Origin of the sequence: Curvivirga aplysinae (genome assembly GCF_009711445.1) — a bacterium.
Lineage (GTDB): Bacteria > Pseudomonadota > Alphaproteobacteria > UBA8366 > Aestuariispiraceae > Curvivirga > Curvivirga aplysinae.
On sequence record NZ_SMMC01000204.1, the window covers coordinates 1 to 26018 of the forward strand.

At 43.0% G+C, this 26018-nt stretch carries 22 protein-coding genes and 1 other RNA gene; 11 read left to right on the forward strand and 12 right to left on the reverse strand.

Annotated elements, in window-relative coordinates:
- Positions 1-59 precede the first annotated feature (59 nt).
- The 3 genes from E1160_RS13505 (at position 60) to E1160_RS13515 (ending at position 2435) form a co-directional block, all read left to right on the forward strand.
- The gene (locus E1160_RS13505) at positions 60-893 is read left to right on the forward strand and encodes a pirin family protein (protein WP_155156051.1); all 834 of its coding nucleotides are present in this window, start codon (positions 60-62) and stop codon (positions 891-893) included.
- A gap of 59 nt (positions 894-952) precedes the next feature.
- Positions 953-1346: RNase P RNA component class A (gene rnpB, locus E1160_RS13510), an RNA gene on the forward strand.
- Between the two features lie 96 nt (positions 1347-1442).
- Positions 1443-2435, forward strand: a complete 993-nt coding sequence (locus E1160_RS13515; RefSeq protein WP_155156053.1) for a DUF3179 domain-containing protein — start codon at positions 1443-1445, stop codon at positions 2433-2435.
- Positions 2436-2507: 72 nt separating this feature from the next.
- Here the strand turns inward: E1160_RS13515 and E1160_RS13520 are convergent, their stop codons facing one another.
- Positions 2508-2825 (reverse strand): hypothetical protein, encoded by a 318-nt coding sequence (locus tag E1160_RS13520; protein WP_155156054.1) that lies wholly within the window; start codon positions 2823-2825, stop codon positions 2508-2510.
- A 481-nt stretch (positions 2826-3306) separates the two neighbouring features.
- Here E1160_RS13520 and E1160_RS13525 point away from each other — a divergent pair, with 481 nt between their 5' ends.
- From E1160_RS13525 to nadC, 3 genes are all read left to right on the forward strand, one after another.
- Positions 3307-4272: an NUDIX hydrolase gene (locus E1160_RS13525; protein ID WP_155156056.1), complete on the forward strand. Its 966-nt coding sequence runs from the start codon at positions 3307-3309 to the stop codon at positions 4270-4272.
- Between the two features lie 168 nt (positions 4273-4440).
- Complete coding sequence (nadA, locus tag E1160_RS13530; RefSeq protein WP_155156058.1) at positions 4441-5445, forward strand: quinolinate synthase NadA; 1005 nt, start codon at positions 4441-4443, stop codon at positions 5443-5445.
- Positions 5446-5455: 10 nt separating this feature from the next.
- The gene (gene nadC, locus E1160_RS13535; protein WP_155156060.1) at positions 5456-6307 is read left to right on the forward strand and encodes a carboxylating nicotinate-nucleotide diphosphorylase; all 852 of its coding nucleotides are present in this window, start codon (positions 5456-5458) and stop codon (positions 6305-6307) included.
- A gap of 55 nt (positions 6308-6362) precedes the next feature.
- On the opposite strand, the gene E1160_RS13540 is transcribed toward nadC, so the two are convergent.
- From E1160_RS13540 to E1160_RS13550, 3 genes are read right to left on the reverse strand one after another with little or no spacing between them, the layout of a single operon-like run.
- A complete protein-coding gene (locus tag E1160_RS13540; RefSeq protein WP_155156062.1) occupies positions 6363-7760 on the reverse strand; it encodes an NAD(P)(+) transhydrogenase (Re/Si-specific) subunit beta in 1398 nt (465 codons plus the stop codon).
- A 21-nt stretch (positions 7761-7781) separates the two neighbouring features.
- Positions 7782-8201 (reverse strand): NAD(P) transhydrogenase subunit alpha, encoded by a 420-nt coding sequence (locus tag E1160_RS13545; protein WP_155156064.1) that lies wholly within the window; start codon positions 8199-8201, stop codon positions 7782-7784.
- A gap of 4 nt (positions 8202-8205) precedes the next feature.
- The gene (locus E1160_RS13550) at positions 8206-9531 is read right to left on the reverse strand and encodes a Re/Si-specific NAD(P)(+) transhydrogenase subunit alpha (RefSeq protein ID WP_155156066.1); all 1326 of its coding nucleotides are present in this window, start codon (positions 9529-9531) and stop codon (positions 8206-8208) included.
- Positions 9532-9763: 232 nt separating this feature from the next.
- Here E1160_RS13550 and E1160_RS13555 point away from each other — a divergent pair, with 232 nt between their 5' ends.
- Complete coding sequence (locus E1160_RS13555) at positions 9764-10387, forward strand: NAD(P)H-dependent oxidoreductase (protein WP_155156068.1); 624 nt, start codon at positions 9764-9766, stop codon at positions 10385-10387.
- A gap of 8 nt (positions 10388-10395) precedes the next feature.
- On the opposite strand, the gene E1160_RS13560 is transcribed toward E1160_RS13555, so the two are convergent.
- Positions 10396-12171 (reverse strand): M3 family oligoendopeptidase, encoded by a 1776-nt coding sequence (locus E1160_RS13560; RefSeq protein WP_155156070.1) that lies wholly within the window; start codon positions 12169-12171, stop codon positions 10396-10398.
- Positions 12172-12383: 212 nt separating this feature from the next.
- On the opposite strand from E1160_RS13560, the gene E1160_RS13565 reads away from it, so the two are divergent.
- Complete coding sequence (locus E1160_RS13565) at positions 12384-14177, forward strand: AMP-dependent synthetase/ligase (RefSeq protein ID WP_328597158.1); 1794 nt, start codon at positions 12384-12386, stop codon at positions 14175-14177.
- Between the two features lie 37 nt (positions 14178-14214).
- On the forward strand, positions 14215-14637 hold the full coding sequence (locus E1160_RS13570; RefSeq protein ID WP_155156071.1) for an OsmC family protein: 423 nt from the start codon (positions 14215-14217) through the stop codon (positions 14635-14637).
- A gap of 62 nt (positions 14638-14699) precedes the next feature.
- Here the strand turns inward: E1160_RS13570 and E1160_RS13575 are convergent, their stop codons facing one another.
- A complete protein-coding gene (locus E1160_RS13575) occupies positions 14700-15686 on the reverse strand; it encodes an SDR family NAD(P)-dependent oxidoreductase (protein WP_155156073.1) in 987 nt (328 codons plus the stop codon).
- Between the two features lie 294 nt (positions 15687-15980).
- Between E1160_RS13575 and E1160_RS13580 the strand changes: the two genes are divergently transcribed.
- Positions 15981-19520, forward strand: coding sequence for an indolepyruvate ferredoxin oxidoreductase family protein (locus tag E1160_RS13580; protein WP_155156075.1), 3540 nt, complete (start codon positions 15981-15983; stop codon positions 19518-19520).
- Between the two features lie 59 nt (positions 19521-19579).
- Here the strand turns inward: E1160_RS13580 and E1160_RS13585 are convergent, their stop codons facing one another.
- Positions 19580-19969 (reverse strand): DUF2312 domain-containing protein, encoded by a 390-nt coding sequence (locus E1160_RS13585; RefSeq protein WP_407923898.1) that lies wholly within the window; start codon positions 19967-19969, stop codon positions 19580-19582.
- A gap of 151 nt (positions 19970-20120) precedes the next feature.
- On the opposite strand from E1160_RS13585, the gene hemN reads away from it, so the two are divergent.
- Positions 20121-21518: an oxygen-independent coproporphyrinogen III oxidase gene (hemN, locus tag E1160_RS13590; protein WP_235914151.1), complete on the forward strand. Its 1398-nt coding sequence runs from the start codon at positions 20121-20123 to the stop codon at positions 21516-21518.
- A 24-nt stretch (positions 21519-21542) separates the two neighbouring features.
- Here the strand turns inward: hemN and E1160_RS13595 are convergent, their stop codons facing one another.
- The 5 genes from E1160_RS13595 to hspQ form a co-directional block, all read right to left on the reverse strand.
- Positions 21543-21839 carry a DUF1244 domain-containing protein gene (locus tag E1160_RS13595; RefSeq protein ID WP_155156077.1) on the reverse strand — a complete coding sequence of 99 codons (297 nt, stop codon included), beginning with the start codon at positions 21837-21839 and terminating at the stop codon, positions 21543-21545.
- Between the two features lie 24 nt (positions 21840-21863).
- Positions 21864-23015: a carboxylate-amine ligase gene (locus E1160_RS13600; protein ID WP_155156079.1), complete on the reverse strand. Its 1152-nt coding sequence runs from the start codon at positions 23013-23015 to the stop codon at positions 21864-21866.
- Positions 23016-23030: 15 nt separating this feature from the next.
- Positions 23031-23822: an N-formylglutamate amidohydrolase gene (locus E1160_RS13605; protein WP_218048902.1), complete on the reverse strand. Its 792-nt coding sequence runs from the start codon at positions 23820-23822 to the stop codon at positions 23031-23033.
- Positions 23823-23915: 93 nt separating this feature from the next.
- Positions 23916-25523, reverse strand: a complete 1608-nt coding sequence (locus E1160_RS13610; RefSeq protein ID WP_155156083.1) for an acyl-CoA synthetase — start codon at positions 25521-25523, stop codon at positions 23916-23918.
- A 75-nt stretch (positions 25524-25598) separates the two neighbouring features.
- The gene (gene hspQ, locus E1160_RS13615) at positions 25599-25937 is read right to left on the reverse strand and encodes a heat shock protein HspQ (RefSeq protein WP_155156085.1); all 339 of its coding nucleotides are present in this window, start codon (positions 25935-25937) and stop codon (positions 25599-25601) included.
- Positions 25938-26018 lie beyond the last annotated feature (81 nt).

Here is a 26018-nt window from a genome sequence, read left to right on the forward strand (position 1 = left end):
TTAATTTTCTCCACAAAAATCCTATATAATAGATCGTAAAATTAAAAAGGATTTAAGATATGAGAGAAGTCAAAGAAATCATTCAAGGTCTTCCTGCGTCAGATGGCGATGGTGTAAAATTAACGCGCGTAATCGGCACACCTAAACTTGATATGTTAGATCCATTTTTGATGCTGGATGCTTTTGGATCAGATAGTCCCCAAGATTACTTGGGAGGTTTTCCTGCACATCCACATCGTGGGTTTGAGACCGTCACCTATATTTTAAATGGGCGTATGCGTCACAAGGACAATGCCGGTCATGAAGGTGTTATCGAAGAAGGTGATGTACAATGGATGTCAGCAGGTCGCGGCATTATACATTCCGAGATGCCTGAACAAGAACAAGGTTTGTTAAAAGGATTTCAATTATGGATCAACCTTCCTGCTACTCAAAAGATGTCTGAACCACGTTATCAAGAATATGTTTCAAAGGATCTACCTATTGAAGCCAATAAAGCTGGAAGTCGTATCAAAGTAATTGCCGGTAAAACTGATAAAAACACAAAAGGACCGATTGAGGCAGAAGCGACTGCGCCGATATATTTCGACATCAATCTCAAAGCAGGTGATAACTTCACACAATCGATTCCAAAAGGTCATAACTCAGCCCTTTATAATATTGAAGGCGATTTATATGTAGGTGCTAGAGAAACCTTGGTGGGCCAAGATCAACTCGCCATTTTAGAAGACGGTGACACAGTCTCCATTAAAACAATGGGACAAGATGCTCGGTTCCTGTTATTGGCAGGAAAGCCTTTAAATGAACCCGTGGCTCGGGGTGGTCCATTTGTTATGAATACAAAGGCAGAAATCCTTCAAGCCTTTCAGGATTACAACGATGGAAAGTTTTAAACCTCCCATTTTTCTTTCCTATTTGCCTTTTTCAACAAAACCCACTAGATAAAGCCCACGCAGATGGTCGGATGATCGCGGTCTTGCAAGGGAAACCAGCTTGACTGAGGAAAGTCCGGGCTCCACGGAAACACGGTGCCGGATAACGTCCGGCGAGGGTGACCTTAGGGAAAGTGCCACAGAAAAGAAACCGCCTAATCACGGTTAGGTAAGGGTGAAAGGGTGCGGTAAGAGCGCACCGCTGACTTGGTAACAAGTCGGGCATGGTAAACCCCACCGGGAGCAAAACCGAATAGGAACAGTCGCAAGTTCGGCTTGCAGGTGAGTTTTCGCATCACTGTTCGGGTAGGTTGCACCGAGGTGTCTGGCAACAGGCATCCCAGATGAATGATCATCCCCGCAGATAGTTATATCTGGAGAGGACAGAACCCGGCTTACAGACCATCTGCGTATTTCTTATCAAATATATATAGTCACATAAATGTTAACAGGCTTTATTCGTATTCTTATGCCCCCTCCTCCATATTAAACGTCGAGAGGAGCAGGCCAATGCGAAGTATCATTACCTTATTCTTAATATGTTTAGGTGTTATCGCTTCATTTGATGTGGTTGGTGCCGAGAAAGATTGGCGCAATAGCTGGCCAAAAACAGATTTCAGCAAAACAAATATTGACCTTTCCGAAATCTTATCGGGCGGCCCTTCCAAAGACGGTATCCCACCTATCGACAATCCAATCTTTATTCAAGCATCACAAAATCAAATGATCGAACCGAATGAGCCTGTCATCAGCGTCATTCATAATGGTATTGCCAAGGCATATCCTTTGCGCATTATGATGTGGCATGAAATTGTGAATGACGAAATCGATAACCTTCCAATTGCAGTTACTTTCTGCCCTTTATGCAATGCCTCTATCGTTTATGACCGTCGTTTAAAGAATGAGATATATACTTTTGGAACAACCGGGAAACTACGTCATTCAGATCTCATTATGTGGGATCGTCAGACTGAAAGTTGGTGGCAACAATTTTCCGGTGAAGCAATTGTCGGAGAACTCACAGGTAACGACCTAACCGTTATCCCTTCCAGATTAGAAAGCTTTGAAAAGTTCTTGGCAAGAACTGATGAAAACGCCTTGCTTCTTATTCCGAATGATCAAAATATGCGCCCTTATGGTAGCAACCCCTATAGCAGATATGATGGTGGATACCCCTTCTTATATAAAGGCGACTTACCCAAGAATATTAAGCCGTTGGAGCGAGTTGTTTCTTTATCTGATCGCAAACAGGCTTGGAGTTTTAGTTTTCTTAAAAAACATGGTCAGATTATAACTGATGAAAACATTGAAATTACTTGGGAAGCTGGTCAAGTGTCCGCCTTAGACACGGAATGGATTCCAAATGGGAAAGATGTAGGAAATATTATTGTGCGTCAGGATGGGAAAGATATTCCCTATTTTGTAGAATTTGCTTTTGCCTTCTATGCATTTCATCCAGAAGCCCCAATCCATAACATAGAAAAATCTATTATTAATCAATGAGTAAATTCTAAGGAACCCGTCGGCTTTCTTTAAATAGAACTCTGACGGGCTCAGATACACTCATAGATCATTTTACATCAGCTCTTCGGCTGCCTTCTCAATAGCGGGCAAGTTTGCCCAGTTACCGCCAGTTGCCATCAGACAAGTCCAGCCATCAGGACGAGTTAGCATCACTGTCCAACTGCCTGTGCTTTTGGAAACAAACAACTCTACCAAGGACCCATTACCAGCCAAACCATAGCCAGACCGGATCTCTTCATAGCCATCTTCAAGTTGTTGTACGATTTTTTCATGTGGACCACACACGCCTGCTGCGGAAGCAGAAAAACTGCCAAGCCCTATGGCCAGAGCAACCAAAGTGGGTGCGATCATATTGATTAGATATCTCATATCATCCTCCTTTGTTAGAGTGCCCCAATTCAATGTGACGACATGAATGCCTAATCTTGGAAGTAGCTCTTCCTTATGGTCTAAATTTTAGATCGTTTTGACAAAACGTCTTCTAACCAATCTTCTATCAAAACACCGAGTCTTTGCGACCAATATCTCCTTTTACGATATAATTCGCGGTTCAGTTCTAAAATAAGCTTAGACTTTCTTCGCCACTATTTAGATTACTAATATAAGAATAAATAGATAAAATTTCAACTAAATCTTGCTCAAATCTCAGTAACAACGCCGTTATCCTAATTTTAATTCAACAATACCAACTTATTACACCTATTACTTACTAAAATTCACCAATCAATAACTGCCATAAAACCATCATATCTTTTTGATTGATCTCTCAATTGGGGCAGATTACTTCTATAAAAAGAAATCGAATTCATCGAGAATCCCTAAAACCAAGACGGAAATTTTACGCTTTCTAATGCCTGATAAACCTCAAAACCATAGTGTCGTTATTGGTCTAAATGCCGTAATCATTGCTTGGGATGACCCGGTTCCGCGCTTTTTAGTGCGCAACAAACATAAAAATATTAACGAACTTCCTTTTGATGTCTTTCAGCCACTTTCCTATCGCACACTAGAGGAGAATGTCCATGCGCTAGTAGATGATCAAGCAAAACTTGAACTTGGCTATATTGAACAGCTTTATACATTCGGAAACCGGGGCCGTGATCCACAAGAAGAAAAAGGCGGCCCTCGTTTCGTAAGTATTGGTTATCTTGCTCTCCTACTCGGTAAAGCTATCGAAGAATCCAATGCTTTTTCCGAAACCAACCTCTGGAAAGATATTTATGCCTTCTTCCCTTGGGAGGATTGGCGCGAAGGACAACCAGCAATCCTTACTCAGATTAATGAATCATTAGAGGATTGGGCAGCTCATGCAACGAATGACCACGATAAACAAGAAAAACGTGCACGTATTCAAAAGTTATTTGGCAAAACGACCAAAGAGTGGAATGAAGAACTTGTTCTAGAACGCTATGAACTTCTCTATGAAGCAGATCTGATTGTCGAATCTTTGCGTGACAAAAACCAAGAACTTCCCTTCCCAACTGGCATCCCAATGGAATATGACCATCGCCGAATTTTAGCTACTGGCATAGGGCGCCTAAGGTCAAAGATCAAGTATCGTCCAGTTGTATTTGAATTGATGCCATCAAGCTTTACTCTATTGCAGTTACAGCATTTAGTTGAAGCCCTATCTGGTATAAAGCTTCATAAACAAAACTTCCGACGCCTTTTGGAACGTACAGGCATGGTGGAGCCCACAGGCGAGGTTTCCGAACAAACAGGTGGCCGTCCTGCTCAATTATACCGTTTCCGTGCCGAAGTTATGGCTGAACGCCAAGATCCAAATATCACTCTGCCATCCTTATCTAACAGCTAGTCTCTCCCTAATGGAAACAATCATTATTTTAATGTATTCCTAAGAACGCTAGACTTATACTCAAAAGTAGTTTAAGTAAGCTTTCAACAGCGTCATATTTTTTTGACAAACTAATACTCTTACTGAGTATAAAATATACTCAAATTGAGCAAATAAAGGAATAAAACCATGCTTGATCAGGTAGGCACCCCAGAACTGGATCTGGAACTCAGCAATATTCGTGAACGTGTTAAATCTGTTATCAATGATGATGAATGGGATTTTTATAAATCAGATATCGAAGATGTTCTTCGTCTCAAAAAAGAGAAGAATGCGATTATCCTTGGTCATAACTATATGACGCCAGATATCTTTCATTGTGTGTCCGATATTACTGGTGACTCCCTCGCATTAGCAAAACGTGCCATGGATGTGGATGCGGATATCATTGTTGTTGCGGGTGTACATTTTATGGCAGAGACAGCCAAATTGATGAATCCTGAAAAAACGGTTCTTATTTCTGATCCCACAGCAGGATGTAGCTTGGCAGAATCCATCACTGCAGACGATATCCGTAAAATGCGTGCGCTTCATCCCGGCGTTCCTGTGGTCACCTATGTAAACACAACCGTCGAAGTCAAAGCAGAATCTGATATTTGCTGCACCTCTGCCAATGCCAAGCAAATCGTTGAATCTCTTGGTGTCGAGAAAGTTATGCTCTTCCCCGATGAGTTCTTAGCGCAAAATGTTGCGGAACAAACAGATGTGGAAATCATCACTTTCCCGGGCCGTTGTGAAGTACATGAACGTTTTACCGGACAACAAATAAAGTTATTAAAAAAGGCACATCCTGACGCAACCGTTCTTGCCCATCCTGAATGCCCACCAGAAGTTCTACATGAATCTGATTATGCGGGTTCCACAGCAGATATGAGCCGTTTTGTAGAAGAACAAAAACCAAAAGAAGTTGCCCTTATCACCGAATGTTCTATGAGTGCGAATTTGGTAGCGGAACATCCTGAAACCAATTTCATCCGCAGCTGCAATCTATGCCCACATATGCAAAAAATCACCATGGAAAATATCGCAACGGCATTACGCGATATGACTACAGAAATCACCATCGATCCTGCATTGGCTGCGAAAGCACGCCAAGCAGTTGAACGTATGATTGCAGTTCCACTGAATAAGTAAGATATAATCGATGACAGATTTAATTCCCCTTCCCCAACATATTATTAATGATGCGGTCAAGGCATCTATTGCCGAAGATTTCGGGCGGGCTGGTGATATTACAAGCGATAGTATTATCCCTGCAGATATGAGAACCAAGGTGGCGCTGAGAGCACGTATAGATGGTTGCATTGCAGGAACCGATTTTGCCAAGGCTGCTTTCACCTTCTTGGACCGTGATGCCAAAATCACTGTTCATCTACCGGATGGTAGCGAGGTCAAAGCAGGAGATACGATCCTGACAATAGAAGGAAATGCACGTGCAGTTTTAGGGGCTGAGCGGGTTGCTCTCAATTTCATGGGGCGGATGTCCGGGATCGCCTCCGTCACCAGAGAGATCGTCAATAGTGTCAAAGACACCAAGGCACGGATCACCTGCACCCGTAAGACTACTCCGGGATTGCGTGCGATTGAAAAATACGCCGTTCGCGCAGGTGGCGGCTTTAATCATCGTTTCGGGTTAGATGATGCTATCCTGATTAAAGACAATCATATCGCCGTTATAGGTGGTGTTAAACAAGCGATACATCGTGCAAAATCACATACAGGTCATATGGTTAAAATCGAAGTCGAAGTGGATACCCTTGAACAATTGAACGAAGCACTTGAAGCAGGTGCAGATGTCATCTTGCTAGATAACATGACGCCGGAAATGCTGACCAAGGCTGTAAAGATGATTGATGGCAAAGCGGTTGCCGAAGCTTCCGGCGGCGTTACAGCCAAAACCGCCCCATCAATTGCCGCAACAGGCGTTGATGTGATCTCCATAGGCTGGTTGACCCACTCTGCACCCAATATGGATTTAGGATTAGATACCCTCTAAACTAAAAAGGCAGCAAGTTGGTTTGCTGCCTTTTCTTTTCTAGCTTTTGTAAACACTATTCCATAGATTTTACGATATCCTCCACCACATGCTTGGCATCACCAAAAAGCATCATGGTATTATCACGGAAAAATAGTTCATTCTGTACCCCCGCATAACCGGACGCCATGGATCGTTTAATAAACAATACCTGTCCCGCTTTTTCCACATCAAGAATAGGCATCCCGAAGATCGGGCTAGCTGGATCTGTTTTCGCAGCTGGATTGGTGACATCATTGGCCCCAATCACAAAGGCAATATCCGTTTGGGCGAAATCACGATTGATTTCTTCCAATTCCAAGACATCGTCATAAGGGACATTGGCTTCCGCCAATAATACATTCATATGACCCGGCATACGACCTGCAACAGGATGAATGGCGTAACGAACCTTGACGCCCGCTTCTTTCAATAAATCACCCATTTCACGTAAGGCATGTTGAGCTTGGGCCACCGCCATACCATAGCCCGGCACGATAATCACAGAAGATGCATTTTCCATCAAGAAAGCTGCATCATCTGCACTACCTGCCTTCACAGGGCGGTCATCTTCACCACCAGCACCTGCCGCGGGACCAGCGCCTGCATCCGCACCAAAGCCACCTAGAATAACATTGATAATAGAACGGTTCATCCCCTTACACATAATGTAACTTAGGATCGCACCGGATGCGCCAACCAGCGCCCCTGTGATGATCAAAGCCGTATTGGCTAATGTGAAACCGATACCGCAAGCCGCCCAACCTGAATAGGAATTCAACATGGACACGACTACAGGCATATCAGCCCCACCGATTGGAATGATCAACAAGAAACCAATGGCCAAAGATAAAAGAACAATCGCCCAGAACAAGGTCGCAGACTGATCCACACACATCCAGATCACCAGCAGAACCAGAAGCCCACCAAGAGCCGCATTTAACATATGTTGTCCGGCAAATGTTACAGGTGCGGATCGGAAAATGCCTTGTAACTTACCAAAGGCCACAATCGACCCCGTAAATGTAATCGCACCGATTGCAGTGCCTAAACTCATCTCAATCAAGCTGGCCGCACCAATATTGCCCGCCTCACCGATACCATAAGCTTCAGGTGCATAGAATGCAGCCCCCGCTACAAAGACAGCAGCTAAACCAACCAAACTATGGAAAGCAGCAACCAATTGCGGCAAAGCTGTCATTTGAATTTTTAAAGCAATCCCTGTACCGATGGCACCACCGATAAGGATACCTGCAATGATGAGTTCATAAGATAATACATTCGGCATTGCCAAGGTGGTCACAATCGCAATCACCATACCTGCGATGCCAAACATATTTCCCCGACGCGCTGTGTCAGGCGAAGAAAGCCCACGTAAGGACATAATGAAACAAACTGCCGCAATCAAATAGGCAAAAGCTGATAAATTTTCCATGATCTTATCTCCCTTCCCTATTTATGCTTTTTTCTGTTTCTTTTTGAACATGGACAACATCCTGTTCGTCACGACAAAGCCGCCAAAGATATTGATACTGGCAAGCACCACCGCAATAAAGCCAAATATCTTGGACAGGTTCATATCACTAGGTCCCGCCGCGATAAGCGCCCCGACAATGATCACAGAAGAAATCGCATTCGTGACCCCCATCAACGGCGAATGCAAAGCTGGTGTCACAGACCACACCACGTAATAGCCTACGAAGCAGGCCAATACGAATGCAGTGAATAAGAAGACAAATGGTGTTGTACCTGTGGCCTCTGCAACTGATGCCACAGCAGGTGCAGCTTCAACCGCATTTGACCCAATAGTGTCAGCAAGTTGTTGAGCTTGCGATGCTAACTCATTTGCCTGATCGATAATTTGTTGCTTATCCATCGTCTTAACCCTCCTTGCTTTCTACTTTTTTCACCGATGCCTTTTTCGCAGACGCTTTCTTCACGGCAGATTTCTTAGCGCTACTCTTTTTCGCGCTCGCCTTTTTAGACGCTGCTTTCTTGGTCGCAGTTTTCTTTGCAGCCTTTTTCGCCGTCGCCTTTTTCGCCGATACCTTCTTAGGCAATGCTGCAGCTATAAGGCCTTCCAGAACTTCACCACCGCTGCAAACTAACGTACCTTTGATAATCTCATCTTCACGATCCACCGTGAATTTCCCTTCTCCGGCACTCAACATCGGTGTTAAGAAATTCAATAGATTTTTGGCATAAAGCAGACTGGTACTTTCTGCGACGCGCGATGGCATATTGGCATGTCCGATAATAGAAACGCCATGCGCCTCAACAACCTTTCCAAACTCACTCAGCGGGCAGTTACCACCTGCCTCCACAGCAAGGTCGACGATGACCGATCCAGCTTTCATAGATTTGACCATATCTTCATTGACCAGAACTGGTGCCGGACGGCCCGGGATAAGTGCAGTCGCAATCACGATATCCTGTTTGGCAATTGTTTCTGCCACAAGTGCAGCTTGCTTTGCCTTATATTCATCAGACATCTCTTTGGCATATCCGCCATCTGTTTGGGCCTGTAGGAATTCATCATCTTTCACTGCGACAAATTCAGCGCCAAGGCTATGAACTTGTTCTTCGGTCGCCGGACGCACATCAGTGGCACTGACCACCGCGCCTAATCGACGTGCTGTCGCGATAGCTTGAAGCCCAGCTACGCCTACGCCCATGACAAAAACTTTTGCCGGCGGCACTGTGCCCGCCGCGGTCATCATCATCGGCATTGCGCGACCATAATGTTCCTGTGCATCAAGGACAGCTTTATATCCTGCAATATTGGCTTGGGAAGACAAAACATCCATACTTTGGGCACGGCTAATCCGAGGAACCAATTCCATGGCAAATGCCTGAACGCCTTGTTTACTTAGAGCCTGAATTAAGTCTGACCGTGTTAACGCGTTTAGAATACAGATAAGGCTTTGCCCTTGGTTTAGTAACTTTAACTCATCTGTGCCTTCGTCCGCCATCATTGGGGCTTGGACTTTTAAAACAATATCTGCCCCTTTGGTTGTGCTTGATGCATCTTTGGCGATGCTTGCACCTGCATCTTTAAACACTTGATCAGATATTTTTGCGCCTTCACCAGCGCCTGTTTCTATGATTACATTTGCCCCCATCTGCACAAGTTTTTTGACAGATTCAGGCGAAGCCGCGACACGCTTTTCATGAGCGCGCCGTTCTTTCAACACGGCGATTTTCATCTTACTTCCCTTACTCAACTATTATTTCTTAAGTTATTCTTATCATTCAAAACACATCGTAGCCTAACAATGTATATCGTGTCTTTCTAATTTTGCATTTAAACGAATTTTTTTGAGCCTTCACATATTATGAAAAAGAAAATTCACCCCAAATATAATCAAAGAATCATGACATATACATGACTGTCATACATCTGCTCACATGATTGCATAACAAATAGAAAGAACAACGATGAAATGCCTGTTGGTTACGACCCATCCTTTAACGAATAGTCTATGCAAACATTTATCATCCCATGTTGCAGATAAACTTCAAAGCCAAGGACATGAAGTCACCATCGAAGATTTGTATGAACAAAATTTCCAACCCGCCCTTACTGCAGATGAAAGACGATCTTTCTATGACGATCCATATAACTCTTCGACGGTATCAGATGAAGTCGAAAGATTACTTGAAGCCGAACTTCTAGTGCTCGTTTTTCCAACATGGTGGTTTTCATTTCCCGCCATGTTAAAAGGTTGGTTTGATCGCGTTTGGGGGCCAGGTATTGCCTATGATCATGCAAGTGACTTAGGCCCCATCAGCCCAAGACTTAAAAAATTAAAAGAAGTCGTCGTTGTTACGACTTTAGGTTCCCCATGGTGGGTAGACCGTCTGGTTATGCGCCAACCCGTCAAAAAGATACTTAAGCATGGCTTGCTTGGTGCCTGCACAGAAAACTGTCGATTACAATTTCTGTCACTATATGAAAGCGAAAATCTCAATGAAGGAAAATTAGATGCCTTCAAAACCAAAATTAATAAAGCTTTTCAGAACTTAAAAGAAAAGAGCGACTATGATAGTCGCTCCTTATAAAGTCCTAGCTACTCCATAGCTTCCAGTTGATCAATAAAGTTACTCAGCATGGAAAGACCTTTTTTCCAGAATTCTGGATCAGAGGCATCCAGACCAAATGGTGCTAGAAGCTCTTTGTGACGCAAACTTCCACCTGCACGCAACATGTCTAGATATTTTTCTGCAAAACCGCTCTCTGCTTGCTCATAAAGTGCATATAGGCTGTTCACTAAGCAATCCCCAAATGCATAGGCATAAACATAAAATGGCGAATGGATGAAATGCGGAATATAAGCCCAATAATTTCTATAAGCTTCACCAAAGATAAAGGCGTCTCCTAAGCTTTCTTCCGATACTGCCATCCAGATGTCACAGATTTCTTCGGCGGAGAGTTCGCCATTCTTCCGAGCATCATGTACGCGTTGTTCAAAATCAAAGAAAGCAATTTGGCGCACCACTGTGTTCAGCATGTCTTCTACTTTAGACGCCAACATGGCTTTTTTCAGCTTTGGATCATCTTCATTGGCAAGCATGGATTGGAAAGTTAACATTTCCCCAAACACAGATGCGGTTTCCGCCAATGTTAAAGGCGTGTCCGCCATTAAATGCCCCTGTCCACCCGCTAAAACCTGATGCACACCATGACCAAGTTCATGGGCCAAGGTCATAACATCGCGTGTTTTACCTTGATAATTCACTAAAAGATATGGATGCGCAGATGGCACCGTTGGATGGGCAAATGCACCGGGCGCTTTGCCAGCGCGCACCTCTGCATCAATCCAGTTTTTATCAAAGAAAACCTGACCAATATCCGCAAGGTCATCTGAAAAACGGCCATAGGCTTGAAGGACCGTATCACGCGCCTCTGTCCATGGGATTTCACGATCATCTTCTTCGGGCAATGGTGCCATGCGATCCCAGAAGTTTAGTTTATCAACGCCTAACCATTTGGCTTTTAATTTGTAATAACGATGAGAAAGAGACGGATAGGATTCTTTAACAGCCGCCACTAATGCATCGACAACTTCGTCTTCTACATAGTTGGACAAATTGCGACTGGATACAGGGCGTTCAAATCCGCGCCATTCATCTTCCATTGCTTTGTCTTTTGCCAAAGTATTCGTGATATGGCTAAACAGACTGATATTATTGCCAAATACAGTACCTAAAGACTCCGCGGCTTCTTTGCGTATCTCTTCGCGCGGGTCACTCATCTTATGTAGGATTTCCGCATTGGTGACTTCTTCACCTTGAAAGGGAAATTTCAAACTCGCCAATGTTTCATCAAAAAGGCGTACCCAAGCGGAACGGCCCGTTAAGGATTTTTCATGCAAAATACGTTCTTGATCTTCTGGTAATTGATGTTCGCGAAAAGCACGCACATCACGAAGCCATGGCTGATAATGAGAAAGTTTTTCACTATCCGAAATAGATTTTCCCAAGGCCTCTTCTTCAATCAAGTTCAATTCCAGCGAAAAGAATAAAACAATCGTGGAAATAGCTGTAATACGTTCCTGTGCGTCCTGGAAAAAACGGGTCACATCCGCATCCCCCATATCACCCGCATAAACCAAATATGCATAGCTCATAAGGCGTGACAGTTTTTCATCCAGCTCTTCATAGGCCACGATAGCCGTTGCCAAAGCATCACCATCTAAATCCGCAATTTTGCCACGATATTCTTGCGCAAAAGATTCCGCTAAAATCTGGGATTTTTCCATATCATCTTTAAAAACATTTGAATCCGGTGCCGGATATAAATCTGTTAAATCCCAGTTCGGCAAATCCATTGCAACGTCAGCCATTGACATTTTTCCTTTCAGACAGGCTTTAAATTTATTTCTACCTTCCATATGTAGTGATTCAACAAATCAACGTCCAGTGACTTTTTCCAACTTCTTTTCCAAATTAAGGGCTGAAAATAGGGAATTATTGGGATTGATAGGCAGCTTGCGAAAAAGCTATACTGCTGCAAAAGCATGATAATAAATCAAGAACCACAATAGGGATTACAAACGTGAAAGACCTCACCGCCGCCAAGCAATATGACGACGCCTTAAACCTGCCTTCCTTATTTTTCGATAAAGCCGACGAAATGGCAGATACACCGTTCCTTTGGTCAAAGAATAACGCAAAACGTATCTGGGAAAGTATGAGTTGGCCGCAAGTTGCGCGTGATGTGCAAAACCTCGCTAAAGGTCTGGAAGCACAGGGAGTTAAAGCGGGTGATCGCGTTCTACTTTTGTCAGAAAATCGTCCGGAATGGTTAATTGCCGATATCGCTATTATGTGCCTTGGGGCAATTACAGTTCCCTCTTATACAACGAATACAACAGAAAATCATTTACATGTGATTAATGATAGTGGTGCCAAGGTTGCTATCGTTTCTACTGATGCTTTATTGCAAAAATTTGTACCTGCGGCAGCTGCGTCTGAATGCAACATGATTATAAGCATTGAAAAACCAAGCAAAAAGCCAGCCCAAGGATTGCAGGTTAAAAACTGGCAGGCTGTCCTCAGTGAAGGGCGGAAAATTGACTCTGATATCCGTGAACGCGCAAAAAACCTAAAACGTTCTGACACATGCTGTATCATTTATACTTCCGGCACAGGCGGTGTACCAGCTGGTGTAATGCTGTCTCACGGCGCGATTATTTGTAACTGTAAAGGGGCACATGATGCCTTAGCAGAACTACCAAATTTTGGGAAAGAACAAGAAGTTTTCTTAAGCTTCCTGCCTCTTAGTCATTCCTATGAACATACGGCTGGTCAATTTTTCCCAGTTGGGGCTGGTGCGCAAATTTACTATGCCGAAGGTATCGATAAACTATTGAATAACCTAGCGGAAGTACAACCAACAATCATGACTGCTGTACCACGTTTATATGAGAATATCCGTGGTAAAGTTCTACGTAATGCAGAGAAAACAGGCGGCTTAAAAGAAAAGCTATTGATGAACGCTTTGGAACTTGGCGCGCGTCACTATGAAGCCCCAAAATCAATGAGCCTTGGCCAGAAACTATTTAATATCTTGCTGGACAAACTGGTTCGCAAAAAAGTGCAAGCACGCTTTGGAGGACGTTTAAAAGCCTTTGTATCCGGTGGTGCGCCTTTGAATTATGATGTAGGCCTCTTCTTTATTGCACTTGGCTTACGTGTGTTACAAGGGTATGGACAAACTGAAACCGCACCTGTGGTTAGCGTGAACCGCCCTGTTAAAAACAAACTTCGTACAGTCGGTCCTGCCCTGGTCGATGTAGATATTAAAATCGCTGAAGATGGTGAAATCTTGATTGGTGGTGAACTTTGCATGAATGGTTACTGGAACAACCCAGAAAAAACCGCCAGCGCAATGAAAAATGGCTGGGTTCATACAGGGGATATAGGAAGGCTAGATGAAGATGGCTATCTGATGATTACAGATCGTAAGAAGGATATCATTGTCAATTCAGGTGGTGACAACCTTTCCCCTCAACGTGTTGAAGGCATTATCTGTTTAGAAAATGAAATCGCACAATGTATGGTATATGGCGATCGCCGCCCGCATCTGGTAGCAACAATAGTTCCAGATTTTGAAGCTTTATCCGAAAAAGGTATTGATACAAATGATGATGAAGCGGTTAACAATGCCATCAAAGCCGCAATCACGAGAGCCAATAATGAGCTTTCTGTGATCGAAAAGGTGCGTAAATTTATATTGATCAAAGAAGCATTCAGCGTTGAAAACGCAATGATGACACCTTCCATGAAAATACGTAGACATGTCATTGTTGAAAATTACGGTGAAGAATTGGAAGCACTCTATTCTTAACGCGCAAATCTCTTTTGCGTAACTAAACGAGGAAAAAATGAATACACGAGTTAAATGGGTTGAAGGACAACGTTTCGTCGGCAGTGCCGATAGTGGTCATTCTATTGTAATTGATGCATCTGATGACACTACAGCACATGGCAAAACAGCCCTAAGCCCTATGCAATTAATCTTGATGGGTGTGGGGGGCTGTTCCGGTATTGATGTATTACATATCTTACAACGCGGTCGTGAGAATGTTACAGATTGTGTGGTCGAAGTAGATGGCACACGTGCTGATACAGACCCAAAAGTGTTTACCGATATACATATGACTTACATTGTCACTGGTAAAAATCTGGACCCAGCAAAAGTGGATCGTGCCGTGAAGCTTTCTGGTGAAAAATATTGTTCAGCTAGTGTGATGCTTGGACAAGTTGCTAACATCACCAAAGAAATTAAGATCATCGAAGCAGAATAAATATAAAAAGGCCGGAAATTTCTTCCGGCCTTTTCTTTAGATCATATGGTATCAAGCTTTGTTTATTCGATACCGTAAAATTCTTTATACCAATTCACAAAATTAGGTATACCGACAGAAATCGGCGTCGTTGGTTCATATCCAAAATCATTACGCATTGGATCAATATCTGCAAATGATTCAGTCACATCACCAGGCTGCATCGGTTGGAAATCACAATTTGCTTTTCGACCTGTAGCTTCTTCTAAAATACCAATCATGTCCATTAGCTGTTCAGGTTTGTTGTTACCGATGTTGTAAACCCGTGCCGGTGCCTGCTCACTATTATCTTCAGGTGGATTATCCAAACAATTAATAACACCGGTGACGATATCATCCACATAGGTAAAATCACGTTTCATTTCACCATTATTAAATACAGGGATAGACTCCCCGTTAAACATTTTTTTAGTGAAAATCCAAGCTGCCATATCTGGACGCCCCCATGGACCGTATACGGTAAAGAAGCGCAAGCCCGTCATCGGAATTCTGAAGAGATGCGCATATGTATGGCTCATCAATTCGTCAGATTTCTTTGTCGCTGCATACAGAGAGATTGGTGTCTCAGTTAAATCATCTGTAGAAGATGGTTTTTTCTTGTTGCCGCCATATACACTTGAGGAAGATGCATAAACCATATGTTTTATGCCACCTTCTTTGTGACGAGCTAATTCCATGACATTCAAATGCCCAAGCACATTGGTTTGAATATAAGCATGTGGGTTTTCTAGAGAATAACGTACACCTGCTTGTGCAGCTAAGTGAATAATTCGATCGATATCCGGACGTGCCTCAACAACCTTTTTTAAACCTTCCTGATCGGCAAGGTCTACTTTGAAAAACTCAAAATTCTCATTTTCCTGAAGACGGTCACGGCGTGCATATTTCAGATTTACATCATAGTAATCATTCAGATTATCAATACCTACAACCTTTTCACCGCGTGACATAAGTCGCATACTTGTGTGCATACCAATAAAGCCTGCAGCGCCTGTTACCAATACAGTCATGTTTAAATTCCTGATTTAAAATCGTGGATTTGAAGGGTCACGAAAAAGATATTTCCAATTACGCAACGGTATAGCGTATAATTTCCTAGAAGATCAAGAAGTCCCTTTTAATTAGATTCTTCGTAAGTAATAAAACAATCAAAATGAGTAATAAAATTACTTGCAATTTAGGTCAGTAATGCTAACCTATATAGAAGCTAAAGAAGTTTAAGGATCGCCTTTTCCGGCAGAAGATATAAGAAAATCAATAAAATCATATCTTCCTAAAAGATGCTGCGAATAGGCAATAGACCTATGGTCGGGAGAGAAATTATGAAGTTAGAATCCGTATCCCTTGCTGATAAATATGAGCTACAAGAAGGCCGCGTCTACATGACCGGGACCCAGGCTTTGATTCGTTTACCTCTCATGCAACGTCAACGTGACTTGGCTGCGGGGCTAAACACAGCTGGATTTATTTCAGGATATCGTGGTTCGCCACTTGGCGCAGTTGACCAACAATTATGGTCTGCACGAAAATATCTTGAAGAAAACCAAATCCAGTTCCAACCGGGTGTCAATGAAGAGCTCGCAGCAACAACCGTCTGGGGATCACAACAGTCTCAATTGTTTAATGATAGCGAAGTCGATGGTATTTTTGGCATGTGGTACGGTAAAGGTCCGGGTGTTGATCGTACAGGCGATGTTTTCAAACACGCCAATGCAGCGGGCACATCCAAACATGGTGGTGTGTTAGTTCTCGCTGGTGATGATCATAACTGTAAGTCGTCCACTTTACCTCATCAAACCGAATATGCCTTTATGGATGCCTGTATCCCTGTCCTTTATCCTGCTGGTGTACAGGAATTTTTGGATCTTGGTGTACACGGTATCGAAATGTCTCGCTTCTCCGGTTGTTGGACAGCTTTCAAAGTTTTGGCTGATAATATCGAAACTTCTGCCAGTGTTTATGTATCCCCAGATCGTATTAAACCGATTATTCCAACAGATTTTGAAATGCCTGAAGGTGGCTTGAATATTCGTATTCCACATACACCACTAGAACAGGAACATTTACTTCATAAATATAAACTATATGCGGCATTAGCTTATTGTAAGGCGAATAAACTCAACAAAACTATGGTTGAAAGTCCGAAACGTCGTCTTGGCATCATCACCGCAGGTAAAACATATTTAGATGTTCGTCAGGCTTTAGAAGACCTACAAATTACAGAAGAATATGCAAAAGAAATCGGTATCTCTATCTATAAAGTTGGTATGGTTTGGCCGTTAGAGCGCGATGGTATTCGTGAATTTGCCGAAGGGCATGAAGAAATCATTGTGATTGAAGAAAAACGCGCCCTTCTTGAAAATCAGATCAAAGAACAGTTATATAATTGGAACGAAGCTGTGCGTCCCCGTGTGGTTGGTAAGTTTGATGAAAATCAGGAATGGATTTTACCATCAACCAGTGACCTGACCCCTGCCCGCATCGCACGCGTGATTGTAGACCGCCTACGTAAAATGAAAGGTGGAACAACATCCGAAATGGAATCTCACTTCGGTAATCGTCTTGCTTTTCTTGATGATAAAGAAAAAGAACTCAATAAACGCACGGCGTCTGTCACACGCATTCCTTATTTCTGTTCTGGTTGCCCACATAATACATCGACAAAAGTACCTGAAGGCTCTCGTGCGCTAGCGGGTATTGGATGCCACTATATGGCCAGCTGGATGGATCGTGAAACACATACATTCACTCAAATGGGCGGTGAAGGCACACCATGGATTGGGCAGGCGAAATTCTCAAAAACCAAACATGTCTTTGCTAATCTTGGAGACGGCACCTATTTCCACTCCGGCATTTTAGCTGTACGTCAATCCATCGCGGCTGGAGTGAATATAACCTACAAAATCCTTTATAATGATGCTGTTGCTATGACAGGTGGACAACCAATTGATGGTGTCATTACATCAGGCGATATTGCCCATCAGGTAAAGGCTGAGGGTGCAAAAAAAGTCGTTGTTGTCACGGATGAGCCTGAAAAATATACAGTCCCGGGCTTCTTCCCGGCTGGCACCGAGATTTTCCACCGTCACGATCTGGATCATGTGCAAAAAATGTTACGTGATATCGAAGGCGTCACCGTCATGGTCTATGATCAGACCTGTGCATCGGAAAAACGTCGTCGTCGTAAACGTGGCACCTATCCAGATCCTGCTAAACGCGCTTTTATCAATGAGGCCGTTTGTGAAGGTTGTGGTGATTGTGGTGAAGTTTCCAACTGCGTCTCTGTGACACCAAAAGAAACAGCTTTTGGTCGTAAACGTGTGATTGATCAATCTGGATGCAATAAAGACTTTTCTTGCGTAGATGGTTTCTGCCCAAGCTTTGTAACAGTACATGGCGGAAAACCACGTAAAGGTAAAGGCGCAAGCGATGGTGCCGTTGCCAAAGCAGGTGTGAGTGATATCTTCGAAACGCTACCTGCCCCAAAAATACCGGTTATCGAAGATCCATATGGTATCTTAATCACAGGTGTTGGTGGTACAGGAGTTGTTACAATTGGCGCCCTTCTTGGTATGGCGGCACATCTTGAAGGCAAAGGTTGTTCCGTACTTGATATGGCGGGATTGGCACAAAAAGGTGGTTCTGTGACCAGCCATATTCAAATCGCCAATACACCAGAAGATATCAATGCAGTGCGTATTGCAGCTGGTGGTGCCAAACTGGTTCTTGGCTGTGATATGATTACCGCGTCCAATTTTGACGCCATGTCAAAAACAGAACGCGATCACACAAAAGCCATTATCAATACACATGAATCTGTGACGGGTGAATTCACCAAAAATGCTGACTTCACGATTCCAACTTCTGAGATCAAGAATATCATCAGTGATGGTGTTGGTAAGAAGAATGCTCATTTTGTAGAAGCAACCGCCATTGCAACGGCATTGATGGGGGATTCCATTGCCAGCAACATGTTTATGTTGGGCTATGCCTTCCAAAATGGCTTCATTCCTGTGTCGGAAGAAGCAATTATACGAGCAATCGAACTAAACGGTGTTGCAATCAAAGCCAATCAGAAAGCCTTCTTATGGGGACGCCGCGCGGCGCATAACCTTGATGCTATCAAGAAGATCATTGGTGAACGCAAAGCCGATCCAAGAGCTACACAAAAGGCCTTCCCTCAAACAGCTGAAGAAATCATCGCACATCGTATGGCAGATCTAACTGCATATCAAAATAGTAAATATGCAAATATGTATGAAGGATTTGTTCGCAAAGTCCAGAAAGCAGAAAAATCTGTCATAGGTAATATTACGGAAGAGCTAACTGTAGCGGTTGCAAAGTATTTATATAAGCTGATGGCTTATAAAGATGAATATGAAGTTGCACGTTTATATACAGATGGACGTTTCATGAAGCAGCTCAACGAAGCATTCGAAGGTGATTTCAAAGTTAAAATTCATTTGGCGCCACCGTCAACGGCAGAAGTTGACCCAAATACAGGTAAGCCGAAAAAACGTGAATATGGCCCATGGATGTTAAATGTAATGAAAGTATTACCTTTATTCAAAGGATTACGCGGCACCAAACTTGATCCATTTGGTCGAAATGAAGAACGTAAAATCGAACGTCGCTTGATCAAAGAATATCAAGATATGCTTGATATGATTGTAAGCAATCTAAACAAAGACAATCACGCAACCGCAGTTGCTTTGGCCACATTACCTGAACATATTCGTGGATATGGTCACGTCAAAGACAAACATTTGGCAGATGTGGAAGCAAATAAACAAGTGCTATTAGCACAGTTTAAAAACCCGTCTCCCGCAATAGCAGCAGAATAAAAACAAAAGCCCGCCGAAATGGCGGGCTATTTACTGGTCGTATTTGATTATAAATCAGCTTACATGCCAATCGCAGACATATAAGTTTCAAGTAATGCTTCTTGTTCAGCACGATCGGCGTCATCCATTTTGCGGATTTTTAAAATCTGACGCATGATCTTTACATCAAAACCATCTGATTTTGCTTCAGCAAAAACTTCCTTCATATCATCCATAATGCCCTTTTTCTCTTCTTCAAGGCGCTCGATACGCTCAATAAAGCTGCGCAAGCGTGCCCCTGTCGCACCACCTGGACCACGGTCATGATGTGTTTGTTCAGACGAAATTGCCGCAGCATAATCTACAGAACCTGTATCAGCCGGAATACCTTGCATTGGTGCCGTTACTGGTTCAGATACTTCTGCTTCCATTTCGGCATCCATTTCCATTTCATCATCCATATCAGACATGAAAATCCCTTCTCTCAATTTAATGAAATCTTATTTACCACTCTTAGAAAAATTCTGCCGCACAAGATAGTGGGATGCAGCGGAGCTTTCAACGCTTTTAAGAAGAAAGTTGAAAAACTGTGTTTTTGATTGATCAATATCAATGAAATTTATGAAAAAGATCATCAATATGCTTCTCATGCTAACAAAAGATGAATTACTCAAAAAATATTCTGCACCGGTACCGCGCTATACAAGTTACCCAACCTCACCTCATTTCAAAAGTGACGTGACGAGCGAGGTATATGAAGAGTGGATCGCGACTATTCCTTCCGATGAAGGGTTATCCCTCTATTTCCACATTCCATTTTGTGACACATTATGCTGGTTTTGTGGCTGTCATACCAAAATCACCCGACGTTATGAGCCGGTACAAAAATATCTAAAATATCTATTCCGTGAAATTGAACTGGTTGCACAAAAGTTTAAAGAAAGTCATGGCAATAAAAAGCATCCGGTCAAACATATCCACTGGGGTGGCGGCAGCCCGACGATCCTTGAGCCTTCCGACATCATAAAATTGGCAAATCATATCTTTGAAAATTTCGCGGTTTTACCAGATGCCGAATTTGCTGTTGAGATTGATCCACGTGGTATGACGATAGAAGCTGTTCGTGCACTGGCTGATGCAGGCGTTACCCGTGCAAGCCTTGGCATTCAAGATATGACAGAGAAAGTCCAAAAAGCCATTAACCGTATCCAGCCCTATGACGAAACCAAAGCGGTTGTCGAATTACTTAGATCCGAAGGTATCACTGACATTAACTTTGACCTGATTTATGGTTTGCCGCATCAGGACTTAGATTGTATCCGCGCAAATGTGGACGCTGTGAAAGCCTTGAAACCAACACGTTTAGCTTTATTTGGCTATGCCCATGTGCCTTGGATGAAAACCCATATGAAGATGATCCCGGAAGAGGCACTTCCTTCTTCAGAAGAACGTATGAAACAACAGCAACTTGCCACAGAACTGTTATGTGAAGCTGGCTATCGTGCAATCGGTCTTGATCATTTTGCCTTACCAGATGATCCGCTTTCTTTGGCTGTGGAAGAAAATCGTCTTACGCGTAATTTTCAGGGCTATACAGATGACGAGGCAGAAACATTGATTGGTATGGGCGTTTCGTCAATTGGGGTAAGTGATGCAGGTTATATCCAGAACTTCCCCGACATGCGCAGTTATGTGCGTGCAATCGACGCCAATAAATTGCCCGTGGCTAAAGGGGTCGCAACAACGAGCAATGATCGAATGCGACGCACCGCTATCCAGCATGTTATGTGTCGATATGAAGTAAAATTAGATGACATTGCCCATCAATATGGTGCGGCCGATAATCTTGCGCAAACAATTGGTCCAAGATTGGCAGAATTCGAAGCAGACGGTTTAATCTCTCGCGAAGGAAAAACAATCAAAGTAACTGAGGAAGGCAAACCTTTTGTCAGAGCTGTTGCCGCTCTTTTTGACGAATATCTGGAGACAGGTAAAGGAAAACATTCTCAGGCCGTTTAATCAGCCTGAGAACACCCTAGCATCCTAGTGATTTGAATGTCTCTCCGCAAATTTTGCTTTTTGCTCTGCGGTGGCTTCCGTTTGATACTTAGCCTTCCATTCACCATATGGCATACCATAGACAACTTCACGGGCTTGATCATAATCTAAATCAACACCCTTTTCTTCTGCTGCGGCCAAATACCATTTGGATAAACAGTTACGGCAAAAGCCAGCCAAATTCATCACATCGATATTTTGCACATCGGTACGTTCCTGGAAATGTGCAACCATTCGTCTGAAAGCTGCGGCTTCTAGTTCTAATTTTGTTTGTTCATCCATAATCTTGCTCCATAAACTAAGACATTATAGTCCCGTCGTTGTTTCCTTAATCAACCAATCTACAACAGCATGTAACGCATGTTCTTCTGAAGCGCCAGATGCGATTGCTTCATCATACACACGCACTTGGTTTTGCGCACTTGTGCCGCGTTCAAGGATAGTTCTCGCATGTGCAACTTCCGCGACGCAGCCAAGACGCTCCTGATCTTCTTTTGTCAGATCAATCATTTCTTCTAAAAGTTCTGAGTAAGAGATAATCTCTCCGCGGCCAAAATCAATAAGCCCTTTAGCATGACCATATCTTTGCGCACGCCATCTGTTTTCATTCACCAACATTTTATTATAGATACGCCAGCGCTGATTATTCTTGCGAAGGCGCTGTAACATGGAAATAAGGGAGGCATAAAGTGCTGCAATTGCCACACCATCGTCAAGGCGGGTGCAAATATCAGCCAATCGCATTTCTAAGGTTGGAAAACGACAATGAGGGCGTATATCCCACCAAAGTTTAGAACCATCTTCAATAACGCCCGCATCAACCAACACATTTAAATGGTTTTGATATTCTGCCCAACTCTCAAATTTTTCAGGCAATCCCGTCCGTGGCAACTCATCAAAAACCGCAATACGATAGCTAGAAAGTCCAGTATTGCGTCCACGCCAAAACGGCGATGACCCACTTAGCGCCAATAAGTGAGGTAAGAAATAACTGATCTGATTCATCAAATCGATGCGATGTTCATCTTTTTCGATACCGACATGGACATGCATACCACATATGACCAAACGTTGGCCTACAGACTGTAAATCCGCCGCCAGCGCCTTATATCTTTCCTTATCCGTATGTTGCACAGATTGCCAATTTGCCATCGGATGTGTAGATGCAGCGATTGGTGCAAGTCCATGATTAGAGGCCGCTTGCGCCACAGCCTTTCGCATAATCACCAGTTTTTCTCGCGCTTCAGAAGCAGAATGACAAACCGAAGTCCCTATTTCCACTTGAGCCTTTAAAAACTCAGGTGTTGCAAAACCAACATCATCAGAAACACTAGCCTGAACTTCCTCAATGACTGCCTCCTGAACCTTGGCATCTTCAGTCAAATTTCGGGTTTCTGGATCAACTAAAAGATATTCTTCTTCAATACCTAATGTAATCGGCGACCTATCTTCAATCATAGCACATCCCCTTCCCTAGAAAGCGGTATATAGATCTTTATCTGCTAAAACGACGGCGAATGCTTTACGCAGAATTTCTGCGTATTTCTTCTGTCCAGCCTCATCAGCAATTAAATCTTGTCGCACTTCTAGTAATACATTTGGCATGCCACGAGGCACCGCATGATTTTCAACTGTATATCCATAAGGATCCCAACCAGAATATGGCTTATTATCACCAATCATTAAATCTGGATTTTGTTCTTCAAGTACGGCGATTAAAGCTTCACCAACACGACGATCATGATTGGTTAATACACCTATATGCCAAGGGCGTTTTTGCCCATGCATTTCATCTGTACAACTATGTACTGAAATCATAATTGGCATTTGATCATTTGTGGTTTTCGCATCGACAATTGCGGCTAATCGATTGTGATATGGCCAATATAATTCTTCCTGGCGCGCCGTTTTATCTTCACAAGTAACGCGTCTATTTTTAGGAATAATAACGCCATCACTAATGGCCCTAATGCTTGTAAAATCATCTACGGGTCGATTGATATCTATAACCAATCGGGAATACCCAGAAAAAATCGCTGGTGCATCAAAAGCTTCCGACAAGATTTCAGCAATCGGTGCGGCACCAATATCATATCCCATATGTTGATTTAAAATTGACTGATCCAGCCCTAGACTCTCAAGTGATTTAGGTACATCGTTACTGGCATGATCACAGGTAATAATCAAAGATGCAGAGCCTTTCTCATTAACTAAATGAACCGCGGCACCATCCTGATCTGTAAGTAAATTTTTCGTATTCTGCATAGGGGAAACTATATCCATTTTCCTCGATAGGAAAAGCGTAAAAGACGTAGTTATTTTCACGAGGATATTTGCAGATCAACTTTCGTTTATTACCTATCCGATCGCACGTAATTCTCGACGCATAATTTTACCCGTTGTCGTCATAGGTAATTCTTTGACAAAGGCAATTTCACGCGGTGATTCATGCGCAGCTAATCTTTGGCGTACAAATTGATTTATCTCGTCTTTGAGGTCATCACTACCAGCAACTTGATCTTGTAGAATGATGAAAGCCTTTATGCGTTCGGTTCGGATAGGGTCAGGAATGCCAACAACACCGACCATTTTCACGGATGGATGCTTCAAAAGACAATCTTCAATTTCTCCGGGACCGACGCGATAACCAGATGTGGTAATCACATCATCATCCCGTCCGATAAATTTCACATATCCCTGCTTATCTTTAAATCCTGTATCACCTGTAATCAGCCATTCACCTATGAACTTGCCTTTGGTTGCCTCTGGGTTATTCCAATAGCCAAGAAACATGACCGGATCAGGGCTCTTTACTGCAATATTCCCTTCCGTTTCTGGCGGCACAACATTGCCATTATCATCAATGATTTCAACTTGATGCCCCGGTACAGGCTTGCCAATAAATCCCGGATTTACAGGTAATGCGTGACTATTGCCACTGACCACAAGATTGCATTCCGTTTGCCCATAAATTTCGGCAATAGTCAGACCAAATGTATCACGCCCCCATTGTAGTAATTCAGCCCCCATAGATTCCCCGCCACTGATGATGGAACGCACAGAATAATCATGACGGGATTGAGGCTTTTCCACATTACGCATTAGTTTTAGTGCTGTTGGTGGAAAGAAAACATTGCGGATTTTGTGACGCGCTAATAGGGCGAAAGTATCTTCAGGATCAAACTTTTTGGCCCGATAAGCCACTACAGGTACGCCATGATGCAAGCTTGGCAGTAATACATCTAACAAACCGCCAATCCATGCCCAATCCGCAGGAGTCCAAGACACATCCCCTTCTTGGGGAAAGAAGCTATGCGCGGATTCAACACAAGGTAAATGGCCTAATAATGTGCGATGCGCATGTAAAGCCCCTTTGGGCTGACCTGTTGTACCAGAAGTAAAGATAATCAAGGCTGGATCATCAGCTTTCGTATTCACAGATGTGAAAGCTTCACTTTCTTTCTTGATAAAGCATTGCCAGTCAATAGCACCTTCTGCTGGACCATCTACAGAGATCACCAGTTTAAGATCCGGTAAGCTTTCACGAATTTCGTTGAGCTTTTCCAACCCAACTTGATCAGTAACGATAACCTTCAACCCGCCAGCCTTAGCACGATATTCAATTGCCTCCGGTCCAAACAAAACAAATAAGGGCACGGCAATGCAGCCACTTTTATATGTGGCAATATGTGAGACAACAGTTTCTGGGCGCTGTGGCAAAAGAATGCCTATTCGATCCCCTTTTTCAATTCCCTGTGCAGCCAAGGCATTAGCCAGTTTATTTGAAAGCTTTTTGAAATCACCAAAGCTATAATAATCAATACCTGCCTCGCCCTGATCAAAAATTAGGGCGGTGTCTTCTAGGTTTTGACGATCACAAATATCCACGCCGATATTATAAAACTCCGGAATATCCCAGGTAAACTTTTCATAAAGCAGATCATAATTATCTTCTTTGGAAAGCATAGGAACTGCTCCTCTGTCTGTATTCTTAATATCTATGGATTTTTATAACCAACTTAACGGCTAAGGATAAATGATTTAATTCACAACGGAATTGTTAGGTATATATTGTCCATTCCCTTGTTGACCTGCGAAATATTCACCGATTCCCGGATGATCAATTGGGTCTTCGGGATTAGCTGCAGTTAAATTCTGTTCAGAAACATAGGCAATATAAGGATTGCTATTATCAGATTGTACCGCAAACAGGTGATAGAATGGCTGGTCTTTACTTGGTCGCACATCTGCCGGGATGGATTGCCACCATTCTTCTGTATTATCGAATTCTGGATCCACATCAAAAACAACTCCGCGAAATCCATAAATTTTATGCTCTACAGAATCTCCAATGGCGAATTTTGCTTGTCTTTGACGCATGTCTGGCTCTTTTCTTTCTTAAATCCGGCCCCCCGACTATTGAGGATATAAATAATCATAAAAACAATACAAGATAGATCA

Coding starts and splice junctions, on each gene's coding strand:
- E1160_RS13505 (WP_155156051.1), top strand. CDS start 60: ATGAGAGAAGTCAAAGAAATCATTCAAGGTCTTCCTGCGTCAGATGGC.
- E1160_RS13515 (WP_155156053.1), top strand. CDS start 1,443: ATGCGAAGTATCATTACCTTATTCTTAATATGTTTAGGTGTTATCGCT.
- E1160_RS13520 (WP_155156054.1), bottom strand. CDS start 2,825: ATGAGATATCTAATCAATATGATCGCACCCACTTTGGTTGCTCTGGCC.
- E1160_RS13525 (WP_155156056.1), top strand. CDS start 3,307: ATGCCTGATAAACCTCAAAACCATAGTGTCGTTATTGGTCTAAATGCC.
- nadA (WP_155156058.1), top strand. CDS start 4,441: ATGCTTGATCAGGTAGGCACCCCAGAACTGGATCTGGAACTCAGCAAT.
- nadC (WP_155156060.1), top strand. CDS start 5,456: ATGACAGATTTAATTCCCCTTCCCCAACATATTATTAATGATGCGGTC.
- E1160_RS13540 (WP_155156062.1), bottom strand. CDS start 7,760: ATGGAAAATTTATCAGCTTTTGCCTATTTGATTGCGGCAGTTTGTTTC.
- E1160_RS13545 (WP_155156064.1), bottom strand. CDS start 8,201: ATGGATAAGCAACAAATTATCGATCAGGCAAATGAGTTAGCATCGCAA.
- E1160_RS13550 (WP_155156066.1), bottom strand. CDS start 9,531: ATGAAAATCGCCGTGTTGAAAGAACGGCGCGCTCATGAAAAGCGTGTC.
- E1160_RS13555 (WP_155156068.1), top strand. CDS start 9,764: ATGAAATGCCTGTTGGTTACGACCCATCCTTTAACGAATAGTCTATGC.
- E1160_RS13560 (WP_155156070.1), bottom strand. CDS start 12,171: ATGGCTGACGTTGCAATGGATTTGCCGAACTGGGATTTAACAGATTTA.
- E1160_RS13570 (WP_155156071.1), top strand. CDS start 14,215: ATGAATACACGAGTTAAATGGGTTGAAGGACAACGTTTCGTCGGCAGT.
- E1160_RS13575 (WP_155156073.1), bottom strand. CDS start 15,686: ATGACTGTATTGGTAACAGGCGCTGCAGGCTTTATTGGTATGCACACA.
- E1160_RS13580 (WP_155156075.1), top strand. CDS start 15,981: ATGGTCGGGAGAGAAATTATGAAGTTAGAATCCGTATCCCTTGCTGAT.
- E1160_RS13585 (WP_407923898.1), bottom strand. CDS start 19,969: ATGTCTGATATGGATGATGAAATGGAAATGGATGCCGAAATGGAAGCA.
- hemN (WP_235914151.1), top strand. CDS start 20,121: ATGAAAAAGATCATCAATATGCTTCTCATGCTAACAAAAGATGAATTA.
- E1160_RS13595 (WP_155156077.1), bottom strand. CDS start 21,839: ATGGATGAACAAACAAAATTAGAACTAGAAGCCGCAGCTTTCAGACGA.
- E1160_RS13600 (WP_155156079.1), bottom strand. CDS start 23,015: ATGATTGAAGATAGGTCGCCGATTACATTAGGTATTGAAGAAGAATAT.
- E1160_RS13605 (WP_218048902.1), bottom strand. CDS start 23,822: ATGCAGAATACGAAAAATTTACTTACAGATCAGGATGGTGCCGCGGTT.
- E1160_RS13610 (WP_155156083.1), bottom strand. CDS start 25,523: ATGCTTTCCAAAGAAGATAATTATGATCTGCTTTATGAAAAGTTTACC.
- hspQ (WP_155156085.1), bottom strand. CDS start 25,937: ATGCGTCAAAGACAAGCAAAATTCGCCATTGGAGATTCTGTAGAGCAT.